At 72.9% G+C, this 17,090-nt stretch carries 14 protein-coding genes; 4 read left to right on the top strand and 10 right to left on the bottom strand.

Features of this window, described 5'->3' with window-relative positions; genetic code table 11:
- Nucleotides 1-4: 4 nt before the first annotated feature.
- From AB0N90_RS04565 to AB0N90_RS04555, 3 genes are all read right to left on the bottom strand, one after another.
- The gene (locus tag AB0N90_RS04565) at nucleotides 5-685 is read right to left on the bottom strand and encodes an AIM24 family protein (RefSeq protein WP_128791596.1); all 681 of its coding nucleotides are present in this window, start codon (nucleotides 683-685) and stop codon (nucleotides 5-7) included.
- Between the two features lie 11 nt (nucleotides 686-696).
- Nucleotides 697-2,505 (bottom strand): TerD family protein, encoded by a 1,809-nt coding sequence (locus tag AB0N90_RS04560; RefSeq protein WP_365192976.1) that lies wholly within the window; start codon nucleotides 2,503-2,505, stop codon nucleotides 697-699.
- A gap of 146 nt (nucleotides 2,506-2,651) precedes the next feature.
- A complete protein-coding gene (locus tag AB0N90_RS04555; protein WP_365192974.1) occupies nucleotides 2,652-3,224 on the bottom strand; it encodes a M48 family metallopeptidase in 573 nt (190 codons plus the stop codon).
- Between the two features lie 209 nt (nucleotides 3,225-3,433).
- On the opposite strand from AB0N90_RS04555, the gene AB0N90_RS04550 reads away from it, so the two are divergent.
- Genes AB0N90_RS04550 through AB0N90_RS04540 form a run of 3 tightly spaced genes read left to right on the top strand, consistent with a single transcriptional unit; the run spans nucleotide 3,434 to nucleotide 6,594 of the window.
- Complete coding sequence (locus AB0N90_RS04550) at nucleotides 3,434-4,663, top strand: TOMM precursor leader peptide-binding protein (RefSeq protein ID WP_365192972.1); 1,230 nt, start codon at nucleotides 3,434-3,436, stop codon at nucleotides 4,661-4,663.
- A complete protein-coding gene (locus AB0N90_RS04545; protein WP_365192970.1) occupies nucleotides 4,656-6,101 on the top strand; it encodes an AarF/ABC1/UbiB kinase family protein in 1,446 nt (481 codons plus the stop codon). Before AB0N90_RS04550 ends, AB0N90_RS04545 begins: the two co-directional genes overlap by 8 nt.
- A 49-nt stretch (nucleotides 6,102-6,150) precedes the next feature.
- Nucleotides 6,151-6,594, top strand: a complete 444-nt coding sequence (locus AB0N90_RS04540) for a hypothetical protein (protein ID WP_365192969.1) — start codon at nucleotides 6,151-6,153, stop codon at nucleotides 6,592-6,594.
- A gap of 289 nt (nucleotides 6,595-6,883) precedes the next feature.
- Here AB0N90_RS04540 and AB0N90_RS04535 read toward each other — a convergent pair whose 3' ends face one another.
- From AB0N90_RS04535 to AB0N90_RS04520, 4 genes are all read right to left on the bottom strand, one after another.
- Entirely contained in the window at nucleotides 6,884-7,207 is a 324-nt protein-coding gene (locus AB0N90_RS04535; RefSeq protein WP_085566447.1) for a hypothetical protein, read from the bottom strand.
- Nucleotides 7,204-7,572 (bottom strand): WhiB family transcriptional regulator, encoded by a 369-nt coding sequence (locus AB0N90_RS04530; protein ID WP_037660091.1) that lies wholly within the window; start codon nucleotides 7,570-7,572, stop codon nucleotides 7,204-7,206. Before AB0N90_RS04530 ends, AB0N90_RS04535 begins: the two co-directional genes overlap by 4 nt.
- A 170-nt stretch (nucleotides 7,573-7,742) precedes the next feature.
- Complete coding sequence (locus tag AB0N90_RS04525; RefSeq protein WP_078967565.1) at nucleotides 7,743-8,066, bottom strand: hypothetical protein; 324 nt, start codon at nucleotides 8,064-8,066, stop codon at nucleotides 7,743-7,745.
- A gap of 163 nt (nucleotides 8,067-8,229) precedes the next feature.
- Entirely contained in the window at nucleotides 8,230-10,437 is a 2,208-nt protein-coding gene (locus tag AB0N90_RS04520) for an ATP-dependent DNA helicase UvrD2 (protein WP_365192967.1), read from the bottom strand.
- Between the two features lie 174 nt (nucleotides 10,438-10,611).
- Here AB0N90_RS04520 and AB0N90_RS04515 point away from each other — a divergent pair, with 174 nt between their 5' ends.
- Nucleotides 10,612-10,854, top strand: a complete 243-nt coding sequence (locus AB0N90_RS04515) for a mycoredoxin (RefSeq protein WP_037660088.1) — start codon at nucleotides 10,612-10,614, stop codon at nucleotides 10,852-10,854.
- A gap of 76 nt (nucleotides 10,855-10,930) precedes the next feature.
- Here AB0N90_RS04515 and nudC read toward each other — a convergent pair whose 3' ends face one another.
- The 3 genes from nudC to AB0N90_RS04500 all read right to left on the bottom strand — a co-directional run bounded on the left by nudC (nucleotide 10,931) and on the right by AB0N90_RS04500 (nucleotide 16,988).
- Nucleotides 10,931-11,875: an NAD(+) diphosphatase gene (gene nudC / locus AB0N90_RS04510; protein ID WP_086810752.1), complete on the bottom strand. Its 945-nt coding sequence runs from the start codon at nucleotides 11,873-11,875 to the stop codon at nucleotides 10,931-10,933.
- Between the two features lie 155 nt (nucleotides 11,876-12,030).
- Complete coding sequence (locus tag AB0N90_RS04505) at nucleotides 12,031-13,434, bottom strand: dipeptidase (protein WP_365192965.1); 1,404 nt, start codon at nucleotides 13,432-13,434, stop codon at nucleotides 12,031-12,033.
- A 47-nt stretch (nucleotides 13,435-13,481) separates the two neighbouring features.
- Nucleotides 13,482-16,988 carry a UvrD-helicase domain-containing protein gene (locus AB0N90_RS04500; protein ID WP_365192963.1) on the bottom strand — a complete coding sequence of 1,169 codons (3,507 nt, stop codon included), beginning with the start codon at nucleotides 16,986-16,988 and terminating at the stop codon, nucleotides 13,482-13,484.
- Nucleotides 16,989-17,090: the final 102 nt, after the last annotated feature.

Genomic DNA, 17,090 nt, shown 5'->3' with positions numbered 1-17,090 from the left:
CCCCTCAGCCCCGGACCCGCAGGCGGTCGGTGCTGTCCTCACTGGGCTGGACGACGACGATGCCCTGTCCGGAGAAGGCCATCTGGTAGGCCTCGCCGCTGCCCCGGCCGATCAGCGACTGCGCCTTGAAGCTGCGCTTGCCCTTGACCTTCAGGTTCGGCGACCAGGCGACGAGCGCGTCCGGGTCGACGTACGTCTCGTCCTCGCCGCCGCCGCAGTCCACGACGATCGGCGTGCCCCGGGAGGTCAGCGCGACCCAGCCCTGCCCGGAGATCCGCGTGTTCCACAGGCCCTGCCCGGCGAACTTCGCGAGCCCCTTCACCCGCTCCACGCCCCAGCTCAGGTGCGCGTCGAAGGCGAGGAGGTTGGTGGCGTTGACGGAGATGCCGTCGCCGTTGAGGTTGATCACGACGACGTTCGCGCCGTAGTCGGCGAGATAGAGCAGCCCGTCCCCGGAGCACTTCATCAGCGGGGCGCCCTCGCCGGTGATCCAGTCCCGGGCGATCTGGCGGACCGCGGGCGGGTTGGGCTCGTACTGCACGAAGCCCTCGTAGGCGACCATCGAGCCCACGCGCGCGAAGAGGTCGTTGCCGGTCTGCATGGCGACCTTGAGCATGTGGTGCCCGTGGTTCTCCATACGGGCGGTGACGGGTGCGGGAGCGAAGCCCGCGAGCGGCTGGTTCATGACGGGCTCCCTCAGACCTCGTACGGCTGGACGACGATGAAGTTGCCGGGCGCGCCCCGGAACTGGAGGTTGACGCTCTCTCCGGTGTCGCCGGGGTAGGCGTTGCGGCGCATGCGGACCTGGCTGGAGACGATCACCTGGGCCGCCGCCGACCAGGCCACCACCGCGTTGCAGTCGGCGAAGGTGGTCGGGGTGACGGGCAGCACCACGGGCGTGCCGTGCGTCTTGACGACGATGGTTCCGGTGCCCTGGAACTGCATGGTGAACAGCGCGCCGCCGGGGATGCCGTGGCCCTCGACGCGCCGGACCTCGTACTGGAGGGTCTCGTCGAAGGCGAGCACATTCTCGGCGGACACACAGATCGCGTCGCCCTGGAGCTCGATCGGGTGCAGGTAGGTGGCGTTCTCGGCGAGGAACACCTGGCCCTGGCCGGTGCAGCGCATCAGCTGCATCTCCTGGCCGGTGGCGTTGCCGACGATACGGCCGGCGAAACCGGCGCCCTTGTAGCTGAAATCGACCTTGCCCTGGTAGAGCACCATGCTGCCCTGCTTGGCCAGCACCGGCTGCCCGCCGATGCCGAGGTCGACACGCATGAGCTTCTTGTTCTGCTGCGTCCAGCGCTGCCCGGTGGGCGTCTCCTTGAACTTCTGGAGCGCGGCACCCACACCGGCGCCGCCCTGCGGGGCGCCCTGGGGCACACCGTAGGAGGCGGCGGTCTGCTGCCCGGGGATCTGGCCGTGGCCCGGCGGCATGGGCGCGCCGGGCTGGGCGCCGTAGCCGGGGGGCATCGGGGCGGACGGCTGCCCGCCGTAGGAGGGCTGCGGGGGCTGACCGCCGTACGACGGCTGCTGCGGGGGCTGGCCGTAGGGCGCGGGGGCCGGGGCGGGCGGCGGGACGGTGCCCGTCGGCCCCGGAGGCGGGGCCAGCGGTGCGATGACCGTCGGCGCACCGTGCACGTCCGGCGCGCCCGGGGCCGGGGGCGGGGTCTGGCCGGGTGGCGTGAAGCCCTGCGGCGGGGTGCTGCCGGGGGCGGGGAAGCCCTGGGGAGGCGTGGAGCCTGCCGGGGTGAAGCCCTGAGGAGGCGTGGAGCCCGGCGGGGTGAAGCCCTGTGGGGGTGTGTTGCCGGCCGGTGGGGCGTAGCCCTGGTCGGCGGGTCGGGGTGCGGCGGGTGCCGGGGGCGGCGCGGGGGCCGCTGGGGTGGCGGTCTCGGTGGGCGGGGCGAACGCGGGCGGGGCGAAGCCGGGGATGGCGCCGGGCTGCGGCTGCGGCTCCGGGGCGGCGGGCGCCTCCTCCTCCAGCACCTCGCCGCCGAAGTTCTTCAGCAGCGCCTCCAGGCCGCCGTCGAAGCCCTGTCCGACCGCGGCGAACCGCCAGGCGTCCTTGAAGTAGATGTCGCCGAGCATGACGGCCCGCTCGGTGGAGAACTCCGCGCCGGTGAAGGAGTACCGGGCGACCTCCTCGCCGCCCGCGACGATACGCAGGTAGCCGGGGCCGACCTGCGACATCTGCCCGGTCCCGTCGAGGGTCGCCGTGAAGGACAGCTTGCGGATCCGCTCCGGGATCCGGTCGAGCGTGACCCGGAACGACTCCGTGTCGCCCGCCTGGGCCCCGAGCAGCTGGATGGACTCCTCCGGCGACTTCGGCTGGTTGAAGAAGACGAAGTACCGGTCGTCCGAGAGCCGTTCCTCGGCGTCCAGGCCGAAGCAGCTGATGTCGAAGGTCAGTCCGGGGCCGGTGATCTGCACGCCTACGTACAGATCGGTGCCCGCCGTGAGGTCACTGATCCTGGCCTTGTGGCCGCGTTGGAATTCCCTGGCCATGCGATCCGACCGTCCCCCATCCCGAAATATGTGAGTCGCGCCAGGCTAACGGCTGTGACCGACAACCACCCCGGCCGGTCCCCGTCGGTACAGACCCGGTACAGAACCGATTCCGGCCACACACACGCGAGCCGCGCGGGACGGGGTCACTCGCCCCGCCCGTCGGGCACGTGCGGCAGCCGGGCGGCGGCGACCACGCCCTCCAGGTAGCCGCGGGCCCGCTCGGTGCGCGGATATGCCTCCAGCAGCCGCCAGAAGTCGGGGCCGTGACCGGGCACCAGAAGGTGCGCAAGCTCATGGCAGAGCACGTAGTCGATGACGTACTCCGGCATGCCCTGGAGCCGGTGGGAGAGGCGGATGCTGCCCTCGGCCGGGGTGCACGAGCCCCAGCGGGTGTTCTGGTTGGTGACCCAGCGCACGGAGGCCGGGCGGGCGCCGCCGTCGAAGAACTGCGCCGACAGCCGCTCGGCGCGCTCGGCCAGCTCGGCGTCGCCGAGCACCCGCCGGCTCTCCTGGGCGGCGAGTTTGTCGAGCATGACGGTCACCCAGCGTTGCTCCTCCGCCTTCGACATCCGGGCGGGGATCAGTACGACAGTGCGATCGCCCTCACGGTAGGCGGAGACCGTCCGGCGGCGCCGGGCACTCCTGCGGACCTCGATCGCGCTCGTCGCGCTGCGCTCTGTCTTTCCGGCACGGTGCTGAAGTGGGTCGGCGGACACGCCCCGACGTTACCCGCTGGACAGGGGCAAAGTCCCGGGTCCCGGACGGTTCGACGCGCCTGCCGGTTCATATGAAGATCACCCGCCGCCTGTGGATAACTTTCCACGCCCCGCGGGCCGAGGGGGCATGCTGGCAGGCGTCGGCGGAAATCGACCAATCCGCCGATGTCTTGAGAGTCAGCAGATACACGGATTCAGGGGGATCTGTCATGCATCCGGTGATGAAACCCGCGCTGCGGCGCGGCTGGCGTGATCTCGGCACGGTCCAGTTCGGGATGACTCCCGCGCACGCGCTGACGCTGGGTCCGATGGACACCGCCACGAGCGGCTTCCTTGACCTGCTCAACGGCACCCGGGGGCTGCCGCTCCTGCGCGCGGAGGGCCGCCGGCTGAAGCTGCCGGACGGCCGGGTGGACACACTGGTGGACCGGCTGGCCCGCGCGGGCCTCGTGGACGACGCGCGCGGCGGCGGACCGGCCGCGGCCGCGCTGCGCGGGCGGACGGAGGTGCTGCGGCGGCTGCGCCCCGACCTGGCCTCGCTCTCCCTGACCACGCCCGAGCCGGGCGGCGCGCTGGCCCGGCTCGCCGCCCGCCGCGCGCTGCGGGTCCGGGTGATCGGTGCGGGCCGGGTGGGTGCCGTGCTGGCGGCGGTGCTGTCGGGCGCGGGTGTCGGGCAGGTGGAGGTGCGCGAGGAGGGGCGGGTGCGGCCCTGGGACGTGGCGCCGGGCGGGCTGCCGCCCGAGTCGGTCGGTGAGCGCCGGGACACGGCGGCAGCGGCGGCCGTCCGCCGGGCCGCCCCGGACCGCCCGCTCCGCCATCCCCACTCCCCCGGTTCCGGCGCCGGGGAACCGGGGCTCTCCCTGGTGATCCTCGCGCCCCGGGACGAGGTGGCCGTGCACGCCCCGGATCCGCGCGCCGCACAGTCGCTGCTGGCCGCGGGCATCCCGCATCTGTACGCGGGGGTGGTGGAGGGCACAGGAGTCGTGGGCCCGCTGGTGCTGCCGGGCGAGACGGCCTGCGCCGGGTGTCTGCACGAGTCGCGCACGGACCGTGATCCGGCCTGGCCCCGGCTGCTCGCGCAGTGGCGCTCCGGCGCGGGATCCCGCCCGGTCGGAGCCTGTGACCTGGCCCTGTCCACGGCGGTCGCCGGACTGGCCGCGGCCCACGCCCTGGCCCATCTGGACGGCGCGTCGTCGTCCGCCGCGGGCGCCCGCTGGGAGGTGTCCCTACCCGGTCTGAACTGGCATTCCCGCCCGGTCGTGCCGCACCCGGGCTGCCGCTGCGGCGGGGCCGAAAGGCCAGGTGAGAAACCGGAGGGGGAACACTCCTCAACCCCGGGGCGGTCACGCGCGACAATGGCGGTGCAACGGCCGTCGACGGAGCGGGCACGCGAAGCGGGCGCGGCACGGCCGACAGGGACTTGGAGGGCGCATGTCTGATCTTCCCCGGAAGGCGGTCACCCGGACCGCCAAGCTCGCCGCGCTCCCGCTCGGCTTCGCCGGCCGGGCGACCTGGGGGCTGGGCAAGCGGATCGTGGGCGAGTCCGCGGAGATCGTCGGCCGGGAGCTGCAACAGCGCACGGCGGAGCAGCTCTTCAAGGTCCTGGGCGAGCTGAAGGGCGGGGCCATGAAGTTCGGGCAGGCCCTGTCCGTCTTCGAGTCCGCGCTGCCCGAGGAGGTCGCCGGGCCCTATCGGGCGGCCCTGACCAAGCTCCAGGAGGCGGCACCGCCGATGCCGACCCGCACGGTGCACGCGGTGCTGATGGAGCGGCTCGGGCCGGACTGGCGGGAGCTGTTCGAGGAGTTCGAGGACAAGCCCGCGGCGGCGGCCTCGATCGGCCAGGTGCACCGGGCGGTGTGGCACGACGGCCGCGAGGTGGCGGTCAAGGTGCAGTACCCGGGCGCCGGTGAGGCCCTGCTGTCCGACCTGATCCAACTGGGCCGGTTCGCCCGGTTGTTGGGGCCGCTCATCCCGGGCGTGGACATAAAGCCGCTGATCGCGGAGTTGCGGGACCGGGTCTCCGAAGAGCTGGACTACGGGCTGGAGGCCGCGGCCCAGACGGCGCACGCGCAGGAGTTCGCGGGTGATCCGGATGTGGTGGTCCCGGCGGTGGTGCACCAGTGCGAGCAGGTGCTGGTGACGGAGTGGATCGACGGTGTTCCGCTGTCGGAGATCATCGCCGAGGGCACGCCGGAGCAGCGGGACCGGGCCGGGCAGCTGCTCGCCCGCTTCCTGTTCTCGGGCCCGGCCCGCACCGGGCTGCTGCACGCCGACCCTCACCCGGGCAACTTCCGGCTGCTGCCGGGCGGCCCGGAGGGCGAGGACGACTGGCGGCTCGGGGTGCTGGACTTCGGCACCGTCGACCGGCTCCCCGGCGGGCTGCCCGCGCCGATCGGGATCTCCCTGCGGATGACGCTGGACGGCGACGCGGAGACGGTCTACGAGCTGCTCTGCGAGGAGGGGTTCGTCAAGGAATCCATAGAGCTGGATCCCGACGCGGTCCTCGACTATCTGCTGCCGATCATCGAGCCTGCCCGTGTCGACGCGTTCACCTTCACCCGCTCCTGGATGCGCAGCCAGGCCGCGCGCATCGCCGACCCCCGTTCCCCCGCCTACCAGCTCGGCAAGCAGCTCAACCTCCCCCCTGCCTACCTTCTGATCCACCGCGTCACCCTCAGCACCATCGGCGTCCTGTGCCAGCTGGGCGCCACGGTCCGCCTCCGCGAGGAACTGGAGTCCTGGCTCCCGGGCTTCTTCCTCCTGGACGAACCGGAGGAGCTGGAGGAGCCGGCGGACCTGGCGGAGGCGGACGAAGCGGCGGAGGCGGAGGAGTTCCTGGAGGAGGAACTCGCCGAGGAGTCCGCCGCGGAGGCGTGAGCCGGGGCCCCGAAAAAGCCCGGGCCCCGGAGCCGGGGCGCGTGCTCCAATGGGGAGGGAACAGGCCGTCCTTCGGGCCGAGGACGAGCGCTTCCAGCTGGTGGCCGAGGCGGCCGGCACCGGGCAGGTCGCCGGTGCCGTCGGCTCGTACCGGACCGATCCGGGCGCGGGATGGTTCGAGCACGGCGTCATGATCGGCGCCGATCGGCGGCGCAGGAGTTGCGTGGCAGGGGCGACGACGCTGTCGCTGCGCCACATGTTCGAAGAGCGGCGCCACCACCACAGGTGCCAGGCCCGCGTCCTCGTCCGCAGTGAGCCCTCGCTCGCGCTACAGCGCCGGCTGATGGGGTGTGTTCGCCGAGGAGTTCGCCCGGGGCCGGGGCCCGGGCGGCGGGTGCGGCGCGGCAGGCCGGTGGCGGATCACCACCAGTTCGAGTCCAGACGACCCTCGATGGCACGGAGGTTGTCGCGGGAGCAGGCGGCGCAGAAGTAGCTGGGAGCGCCGTCCTCCACGGAGCAGGTCCAGGTGGCGGGGTGGGGGGCGGGGGCGGGGACACCGCAGCGGGCGCACACGAGGGGGACCGGGCGCTCCGCGGAGCCGCCCTGATCGCTTCCTGGGGGAAGACTCGTCACCCGGTGACGATAACTCCGTGTCCGGCGGGCGGCACGCAGAACGCACCGCGGGGGCCGGTCCGTTCGGCCGGACCGGCCCCCGCGGGGAGTCACCACATCGTTCGGGTTCTGCCCCGTACGGGGAAGCACCTTTTCGTCGTATGCGGGATTTACTGCATGACGGCCATGGCGAGCGCACGGCGGGCACGCAGCGAAGCGCGTTCGGCGCGGCGCTGCATGCGCTGGGCGACGGCCAGGCGGGTGGCCTGGCGTTGCCGGTGGGCGTCATGGAGGCGGTCGTGCATATGAGCACGAGCCAGGGCTTCTTGCATGAGTTGCATCTCACGGGTCCTGTTCTGGCGGGCTTCGGTCGCGCCGGAGGTGGTGGAGTCTGGGATCGCGGAGCCTGCGGGCTCGCTGGTGGACGGCTTCATCGGGGCCTGCTTCTTGGGGTCGTGCGTGAGGGGACGGTCGATTGTTCCTGCGGTGTTCATGCCGTGACCGGGTTCTTCCGCGGGCGGCCACGCGGCCGCTTCCGGGCGACGACGACACCCTGGACGAACAGCTCGCCGCCCCAGACGCCCCAGGGCTCACGCCGCTCCTTCGCCCCGGCGAGGCAGGCCTCCATCAGGGGGCAGGTGCGGCAGAGGGACTTGGCGTACTCCACGTCCGCGGGCGACTCGGCGAAGAAGACCTCCGGGTCGTAGGAGCGGCACGGGACGGGCACGCCGAGGTTCTCGATGGCGTCGTCGAGCGCGGTGAGCGCGGTGAGCGGGATCAAGGTGGAGTCCTCCGTGAGGCCGGGCGGGGGGATCGTTTGCGAAGGCGGTACGGACGGGGCGTGCGCTTCGAGTTGCACGGGTGGTTTTCCTCGTCTGGTCGTCCGGCCGGTTGACCGGGTGTCGGCTGGTACCGGGTTCTTTTCTTGTCCCGAGGCCCCTTCGCGTCGTCCTTCCCGTTCGGGAAAAACTGAAGGGCCGCGGATCCCGGATGGGGTTCCGCGGCCCTGAAGGCGCCGGCCTGATCGAATCAGGCTGGATAACTCCAGGGTTCTGGCCCACGGAAGGCCCACATCTGGTGGTGCTGCGTCGTCTGCTTCCGGAATCCGGCACCAGTCGCCGTAAAGGCATAGGCATGTGCCTGTGCTTCTACTGCTCCCAGTGCCTTGGTCGGTCGCTCATTGCGCTCATCGCGGACGGGGAGGCCCGCGACGGGCAGGGAGGACGCCGGGTGCGCGGCACGGATGCCGGACAGACCGGTGCCCCGGTCGAAGGCGCCGAGCAGGCACAGGGAGACGGCCGAGCGATCGGTCAGTTTGGCCGTGCTGATGTTGCTGACGTTGATGCTGATCACTGGACTCGCCTCCTCTCGGCGTCTCTGGGACCGGTGAACCGATCCGTTTCGTATGTGCAAGTACATCACGGAGGGCGGGCCTTGGAGAAGGCCGCTGCTTCCGTGCCTAGAACCTATGGGGATTCCCGGCGCGTGCGCAAACTATTTTTGCGACGAGTTCGTATCAGTCCACCGCGATCTCGCCATCAAGCTCCTGACCTGCGCAGATGGCCAGGACTTCGGCTCCGTAGCTGCGCAGCTTGCGGCTGAGGACGCCGGGGATGCGGGAGAGCTCGGCGGGGCTGTCCGGACGGTTCTCGGCGATGGCCATCAGGGTGCGGTCGGTGAAGACGCAGAAGTCCGGCTGCCCGCTGTTCGCGGCCTGGACGGCGCGCCATTCGCGCAGCCGCTCGTAGAGCCCCTCGTCCATGTCGGAGGGGCAGTCCTCGCAGCGCATCAGCTTCATCTCGCCGGCGTCGGTGAGAGTGCGGCCGCAGACCCGGCAGCGGGCCGGGGTGCGCTGGGCGCGCCGGGGCACCGCGGTGGCGTCCACACCCCGGATGCCGCGCTCGACACCCCCGACGGACCCGGCGCTGCGGCCGACGGTGGGGGTGGTGCCGGGGCGCAGTCCGTCGAGGAAGCGGCTGGGTCTGCGGTTGTGGCGGCCACCGGGTGAGCGGGACAGGGACCAGGAGACATGGAGGCGTTCGCGGGCGCGGGTGACGCCGACGTACAGGAGGCGGCGTTCCTCCTCGATCTGTTCGTCGGTCCTGGCGTAGGTGATGGGCAGCATGCCCTCGGCGACGCCCACCAGGAAGACGGCGTCCCATTCCAGGCCCTTGGCCGCGTGCAGGGAGGCGAGGGTGACGCCCTGGACGGTGGGGGCGTGCTGGGCGGCCGCCCGCTCGTCCAGTTCGGCGACGAAGTCGGCGAGGGTGGCGCCGGGGCGGGCGGCGGCGAGGTCCTGGGCGAGGTTGACCAGAGCGGTGAGGGACTCCCAGCGCTCTCTGACGGCGCCGGAGCCGGCCGGCGGCTGGGTGGTCCAGCCGCCCTCGCCCGACAGCACGGCGCGCACCTGGGAGGGCAGGTCCACGACGTCGTCCAGGCGGGAGTCGTTGCCCCCGAAGCGGGCGGCGCCGCGCAGGGCGAGGCCGGCCTTGCGCACCTCGGGCCGGTCGAAGAAGCGCTCGGCGCCGCGCAGCTGGTAGGGGACGCCGGCGTCGGCGAGTGCCTGCTCGTAGGTCTCGGACTGGGAGTTGGTGCGGAACAGGACGGCGATCTCGGCGGCCGGGACTCCGGCGTCGATCAGCTCGCGGATGCGGCGGGCGGCGCCCTCGGCCTCGGCGGGCTCGTCGGTGTACTCGGTGTAGCCGGGTTCGGGTCCCGAGGGGCGCTGGGAGACGAGTTCCAGCCGGTGGTCGGCGGCGCGGCCGTGGGCCTGGGCGAGCAGGCCGTTGGCGAGGCGGACGACCTGGGGGGTGGAGCGGTAGTCGCGGACCAGCTTGACGACGGTGGCGCCGGGGTGGCGGGCGCGGAAGTCGAGCAGATGGTCGGGCGTTGCTCCGGTGAACGAGTAGATGGTCTGGCTGGCGTCGCCGACCACGCACAGGTCGTCGCGGTCGCCGAGCCACAGGTCCAGCAGGCGCTGCTGGAGCGGGCTGACGTCCTGGTACTCGTCCACCACGAAGTGCTGGTACTGGGCGCGCACCTGTTCGGCGATGTCCTGGCGGTCCTGGAGGACGGCGACGGTGAGCAGCAGGACGTCCTCGAAGTCGATCACCGCGCGATCGCGTTTGAGGTCCTCATAGGCCGCGTACAGGTGTGCGATCTCGGTGGGATCGCGGGGGGCCTCGCGGCCGGCCTTCGCGGCAGCGTACGGATAATCGGCGGGAATCGTCTGGGTGACCTTGCACCATTCGATCTCGCCGGTGACATCGCGCAGCTCGCCGCGGTCCAGTCGGGTGCCGAGTCCGGCGGCCGCGTCGGCGACGAGCTGGATCTTGCGGTCGACCAGCCGGGGCAGACTGCCACCGACGGCTTTCGGCCAGAAGTACTGGAGCTGGCGCAGGGCCGCGGAGTGGAAGGTGCGGGCCTGGACGCCCTGGGCGCCGAGCTGGCGCAGCCGGCCGCGCATCTCGCCCGCGGCACGGTTGGTGAAGGTGACGGCGAGCACGGTGGCGGGCTGGAGGATGCCGGAGCGCACTCCGTAGGCGATGCGGTGGGTGATCGCCCGGGTCTTGCCGGTGCCCGCGCCGGCCAGCACGCACACCGGGCCGCGCAGGGCGGTGGCCACCTCGCGCTGCTCGGGGTCGAGCCCTTCGAGCACCGCGTCGGCCGAGTCCGGGACGGCCGGTACCTGTGCGAAGAGGGGGGAGTGCGTTGCTGCTGTCACACAGCCATGCTGCCAGGTCGCCCGGGGCGGCCGCGGCGGTTGTCCACAGGCGGGAGCTCATTGTCGTACTAACGCCCTGGTGGGAGCGGTGTACCCCGGCGGGAATGGCAGGGGTCTCCCTTGCGTTCTCCCTCCGGACGACGTATTCCGAGCTGCCTGAGGAGCGCGAGAGACATGCAGGGCACTGTGACGATGTACAGCACGACTTGGTGCGGTTACTGCCGTCGGCTGAAGAGCCAGATGGAGCGGGAGGGCATCGCCTACACCGAGATCAACATCGAGCAGGACCCCGAGTCCGCGGCCTTCGTGGAGAAGGCGAATGGCGGAAACCAGACGGTCCCGACCGTGCTCTTCGCGGACGGCACCACGATGACGAACCCTTCGCTGGCCCAGGTCAAGCAGAAGCTCGCGGCCTGACGCGGTCGACGTCGACGGAGAAGGGCGGCCCCGGATGCGGGGCCGCCCTTCTCCATGTCTGGGACGAAGCCGCGTCTCAGACGAAGCTGCGCGTCGGCAGCGGCTTGCCGTACCACATCTCGATCAGGCGGGCGGCGATGGAGATGCCGAAGGGCGGCAGGACCGTACCGGTCTCGAAGGCGTCGTGCAGTTCCTGGCGGGAGAACCAGCGGGCCTCGGAGATCTCGTCGCCGTCGACGTCGATCTCGGTGGTGGTGGCGCGCGCCATGAAGCCGAGCATCAGGCTGGACGGGAAGGGCCAGGGCTGGCTCGCCACGTACTCGACGCCGCCGACGGTGACGCCGACCTCCTCGGCGACCTCGCGCCGCACCGCGTGCTCGATGGACTCGCCGGGCTCCACGAAGCCGGCCAGCGTGGAGAAGCGGCCCTCGGGCCAGTGCACCTGGCGGCCGAGCAGGATCCGGTCCTCCGCGTCGGTGACGGCCATGATCACGGCCGGGTCGGTGCGCGGGTAGTGCTCGGCGCCGCACGCCTGGCAGCGGCGGATGTGGCCGGCCGCGGCGATCACGGTCCGCTCGCCGCAGCGGGAGCAGAAGCGGTGGGTGCGCTGCCAGTTCTCCAGGCCGACCGCGTGCACCATGAGCGCGGTGTCGCGCGGGGACAGCAGCAGGCCCGCCTCGCGCAGGCCCGCCGGGCGCGCGGACTGGTCGATGCGGCCGGGCAGCGCGTCCTTCTGGAGCGCGAAATAGGCGACGCCGTCCTCGTCGATGCCGAGGAAGTAGCGGTGTGCCTCGGTGAGCGGGGCCTCGAAGGAGGGGGTCATGACGACTTCGGTGCGGCCGTCGGCCGTCTCGTCGATGAGCACCTGGCCGCCGGAGACCACGAAACAGCGGGTCGAGGGGTGGCTCCACGCCGCCGCGAGCCAGGCCTCGTCCAGCCGGTGGTGGGCGGCGCGGTCGATGCCGCAGGGGGCGGTCAGCGAGATGGGTCGGTCGGCTGTGTCGTCGGTCCAGGTGGTCACGGGTGCTTCCAACTCCCCCAGTACGGCGGTTCGGTTCGGCGATCGGTTCGGGCGGACGTACGGCAGGGCATACGGGACGCACCGGGTCGGGCGCGGGCGGGCGGTGTCTCCAGTGTGCCTCTCGCCCATGGCGCCCTTCCCCACGGTGCCGCTGGTCAGGGCGTGGGCCGCCAGTTCTCGGCCAGGTCGGCCCACAGGTAGGCGCTGGTCTCGACACCCTTGAGGAGGAGATCCAGTTCCACCTTCTCGTCGGGGGCGTGCCAGCCGTCGGAGGGGACGGAGATCCCGAGGAAGAGGACGGGGGCGCCGAGGACCTCCTGGAGGTCGGCGGCGGGTCCGGAGCCGCCCTCGCGGGTGAAGCGGACCGGGACCTCGAAGGCGCGGCCCATGGCGCGGGCCACGGCCTGGAGCGCCGGGTGGTCGAGCGGGGTCAGGCAGGGGCGGGTGGCCGAGCCGAAGTCGATCTCGCAGCGGATCCCGGCGGGCACCTGGTCGGCGGCCCAGGCGCGGACCGCCTTCTCGACCTGGTCGGGGTCCTGCCCGGCGACCAGCCGGAAGGACAGTTTCACCAGGGCGGCGGACGGGATGATCGTCTTGCTGCCGGGGCCCTGGTAGCCGCCGCCGATGCCGTTGACCTCGGCGGTCGGGCGGGCCCAGATGCGCTCCAGGGTGGTGTGCCCGGCCTCGCCCAGGGTCGCGCGGGACTTGGCGGTGCGCAGCCAGCGCTCCTCGTCGAAGGGCAGCTCGGCGAAGAGCTCGCGCTCGCGGTCGGTCAGCTCCACGACACCGTCGTAGAAGCCGGGGACGGCCACCTGCCCCCGTTCGTCGTGCAGGGCGGCGACCAGGCGGGCGACGGCGGTGGCCGGGTTGGGCACGGCGCCGCCGAAGGAGCCGGAGTGGATGTCCTGGTCGGGGCCGTACAGCCGGATCTCGCACTCGGCGAGGCCGCGCATGCCGGTGCACACCGTCGGGGTGTCCTCGGCCCACATGCCGGTGTCGGAGACGATCACGGCGTCGGCCGCGAGGCGTTCGGCCCGCTCCTCCACCAGGGCCCGGAAGTGCGGGGAGCCGGACTCCTCCTCGCCCTCGATCAGCAGCTTGAGGTTGACCGCGGGGGCGGTGCGGCCGGTGGCGGCGAGGTGGGCGCGGACGCCCAGGGTGTGGAAGAAGACCTGGCCCTTGTCGTCGGCGGCGCCGCGCGCGTACAGACGGTTTCCGCGGACGACGGGCTCGAAGGGCTCGCTGTTCCAGCCGTCCTCGCGGGCGGCGGGCTGCACGTCATGGTGGCCGTAGACCAGCACGGTCGGCGCGTCCGGGTCGCCGGAGGGCCACTCGGCGAAGACGGCCGGGGCGCCCGCGGTGGGCCAGACCTCCACGGTCGTAAAGCCGGTCTCCGTCAGCTTCGCGGCGAGCCAGTCGGCGCTGCGCCGCACGTCGGGCGCGTGGTCGGGCTGGGCCGACACGGAGGGGATGCGCAGCCACGCGGTGAGGTCGTCGAGGAAGGTGGCGCGGTGCTGCTCGATGTACGTGCGGACGGCGCTGTCCGGGGTCTGGCTCATGCTCACGAGCCTATCGGCCCCCGAGCACATCCTCGGCGGGCGGTTCGTCACACTCGGGGGGCGCGCTGGATCACGTCGCCCCCGCCGTCGGCTGCCCCGGTCCCGCCCGTGAGCAGCCGTTCCAGCGCGGCCCGGCCGGGCAGGTCACGGGGGCGTACGGCCTCCCCGGTGCGCACGTACAGGAACGTGGCGGTGACCGCGTCGAGTGGGACGCCCTGCTGTTCGGCCCAGGCCAGCCGGTACACGGCGAGCTGGAGCGGATCGGCGGTGTGCTCCCGGCCGGTCTTCCAGTCCACGATCTCGTACGTCGCCGACGCGCCCTCGCCCTCCCGGTAGACGGCGTCGATCCGGCCGCGTACGACCCGCCCGGCGAGGACGACCTGGACCGGCTCCTCCACGCGGTACGGCGTGCGCCGGGCGTACACGGTGCGCTCGAAAGCCTCCTTGAGGGCCGCCAGGTCCTCTTCGTCGGCGATCTCGGCGTCGGCACCGGGCAGCTCGTCGGGCTCCAGCAGGGGCAGCGCCAGCTCCTCGTAGCGCGACTCCACCCAGGCGTGGAAGCGGGTGCCCCGGCGCGCGGCCCGCTGCGGGGGGCGTGGCATGGGGCGCGCGAGTTCCTGCGCGAGCCCGTCCGGGTCCTCGGCCAGCCGCAGCAGCTGGGTGGCGGTGAGCGTCGCGGGCAGGGGTACGTCCGTGACGGCCCGGCGGGCCAGCAGCAGTTCCCCGGCGAGCGCGTCCAGATCGCGGTCCCAGGAGGCCATCAGGCGCGACTCCTCGGGGGTGAGCTCGGGGCGGCGACCCGGCTCGGCGGGGGCGGGCGCCTGGTGGGGGATGGCGGGGGCGCCGGCGTGCGGATCGTCGCCGTAGGGCTCATGGTGCGGCCCGGCGTCGTACGGGCCTTCGTACGGCGGCCCGTCGTCGGCCTCGTCGTACGGCGGTTCCTCGTACGGCCCGTCGTAGGGCGGCTCGTCGTACGGCTCGTCGTACTGCGGTTCCTCCGGCGGTGTCGGCCAGTCCGGGTCCTCGGGGGTGGCCGGGTCGGTGGGGGCCGGGCCGATGGCGGGCAGGGTGTCGAGGTGGGCGAGGACCGTCTCGGCGGCGGCGCGGCGGCGGGTGAGGGCGTCGGCGTCCAGGGGCAGCGGCCAGGCGAGGTCGGTGCCGGACTCCCGCAGGGCCGGATTCTCCTCGTCGTCGGCGGGCTCCTCGGCCCAGACCTCGATCTCGCCGTGCCCGGCGGCGCAGTGCGCGTACAGCTCCTGGAGGAAGTCGGAGGGGCCGCGCTTCTTCTTCTGGCTGGGGCCCCACCAGTGGCCGGAGCCGAGCAGGAGGGAGCGGGGGCGGGTGAAGGTGACATAGCCGAGGCGGAGTTCCTCGGTGTGCTGGTGCTCCTTCATGGCCTCGTTGAACGCCTTCATGCCACGCGCGTCCCAGCCGTCCACGTCGGGCAGGGTGGCGGCGTCGCCGCGCAGGGCGTGCGGCAGCACCTTGGCCCCCGCGGTCCACTTGTCGCGGCCCTGGGCGCTGGGAAAGGTGCCGGTGACCAGTCCGGGCACGGCCACGACGTCCCACTCCAGGCCCTTGGACTTGTGCGCGGTGAGCACCTTGACGGTGTTCTCGCCGCCGGGCAGGGCGTTGTCGAGGCCCTTCTCGTACTGGACGGCGGTGCGCAGGAAGCCCAGGAAGGCGAGCAGGGTGGCCTCGCCGTCGCCCGCGGCGAAGGCGGCGGCGACATCGAGGAAGTTGGCGAGGGTCTCGCGGCGGCGGGCGGCCAGGGCGCCCGGGGACGCCGACAGCTCCACCTCCAGGCCGGTGACGGCGAGGACGCGGTGCAGGACGTCCATCAGCGGATCGGACAGCGCGCGGCGCAGATCGCGCAGTTCGGTGGCGAGACGGGCGAAGCGCACCCGGGCGTCCGGGGAGAACGGCAGCCCGTCCTCGTCGCCGCCGTGGGTGTCCAGGAAGGTGTCCAGGGCGTCGGCGAGCGATATCACCTCGGCCGGGTCGGTGCCCTCCACGGCGGCGGCGAGCCGGCGGTCCGGGTCACCGGTGTCACCGGCGCCCGCGTGGGCGACCAGCAGGCGGGCACGGCGGCCGAGGAGGGCGAGGTCGCGGGGGCCGATGCGCCAGCGGGGGCCGGTCAGCAGCCGTACCAGGCTCGCGTTGGCCCCGGGGTCCTGGAGGACCTCGCAGACGGCTACCAGGTCGGCGACCTCGGGCAGGTGCAGCAGCCCGGACAGGCCGACCACCTCGACGGGGACCTCCCGGGCGACCAGTGCGCCCTGGATCGCGGCGAAGTCGGCGGCCGTACGGCACAGGACGGCGATCTCGCCGGGTGCGGTGCCGGTGCGCACGAGGTGGGCGACGGAGTCGGCGAGCCAGTCCAGCTCCTCGGCGTGGGTGGGCAGCAGGGCGCAGCGGACCAGGCCGTCGCGCTCGGCGCCGGGGGCCGGGCGCAGGGCCTCGACGCCCGCGTGCAGGGCGCGCAGGGGGGCGGCGAGTCCGTTGGCGAGGTCGAGGAGGCGGCCGCCGCTGCGGCGGTTCTCGCTGAGCGCCTGGCGGGTGGCGGGGCTGCCGTCGGCGTGGCGGAAGTGGTCGGGGAAGTCGTCCAGGTTGGCGACGGAGGCGCCGCGCCAGCCGTAGATGGCCTGGCAGGGGTCGCCCACGGCGGTCACCGGGTGGCCGGTGCCGGATCCGAACAGGCCCGCGAGCAGGACGCGTTGGGCGACGGAGGTGTCCTGATACTCGTCCAGGAGGACCACCCGGAACTCCTCGCGAAGCAGGCGGCCCACCTCGGGCAGGGTCGCGAGTCGGGCGGACAGGGCGATCTGGTCGCCGAAGTCGAGCAGATCGCGTTCGCGTTTGGCGCTCCGGTAGCGCTGGACCAGTTCGGCGAGTTCGCGGCGGGCGGTGGCGGTCTCGGGGACCTTGCGCAGCTCGGCGTTGCTGAGCTTGGCGTCCTGGAGGGTGGTCAGCAACCCGGCGTCCCAGGCGCGCAGTTCGCCGGGGCGCACCAGGTGTTCGGAGAGTTCGGAGTCCAGGGCGAGCAGGTCGCTGACGAGGTCGGCGAAGGAGCGGGTGAGCGCCGGGTAGGGGCCGGGGGCCTCGCGCAGCACGCGGGCGGCGAGCTGGTAGCGGGTGGCGTCGGCGAGGAGGCGGGAGGCGGGCTCCAGGCCGATGCGCAGGCCGTGGTCGGTGAGGAGGCGGCCGGCGAAGGAGTGGTACGTGGAGATGACCGGCTCGCCCGGGGGGTTGTCCGGGTCGATCGTGTCGGGGTCGGTGACGCCGGCCTTGACGAGGGCCTTGCGGACGCGCTCGGCCAGTTCGCCCGCGGCCTTGTTGGTGAAGGTCAGCCCGAGGACCTGCTCGGGGGCGACCTGGCCGGTGCCGGCCAGCCAGACCACGCGGGCCGCCATCACCGTCGTCTTGCCCGAACCGGCGCCGGCCACGATCACCTGCGGGGCGGGCGGCGCGGTGATGCAGGCCGTCTGCTCCGGGGTGAAGGGGATGCCGAGGAGCTCCTTGAGCTGCTCGGGATCGGTGAGATGGGCGGGCATGTCCAAAAAGGTAGCGGCAGCCACTGACAATCCCGTGCGCGCCGATCCCGGGGGCGGAAGCAGGCGCAGGTCAGGGGCGGGGGTGCGGTGCGGGGGGTGCGG

Source organism: Streptomyces sp. NPDC093018, assembly GCF_040684035.1.
In the GTDB taxonomy this organism is placed as follows: domain Bacteria; phylum Actinomycetota; class Actinomycetes; order Streptomycetales; family Streptomycetaceae; genus Streptomyces; species Streptomyces murinus.
Note: the sequence above shows the minus strand (reverse complement) of the source record. Positions and strands in the feature narration are given on the sequence as shown.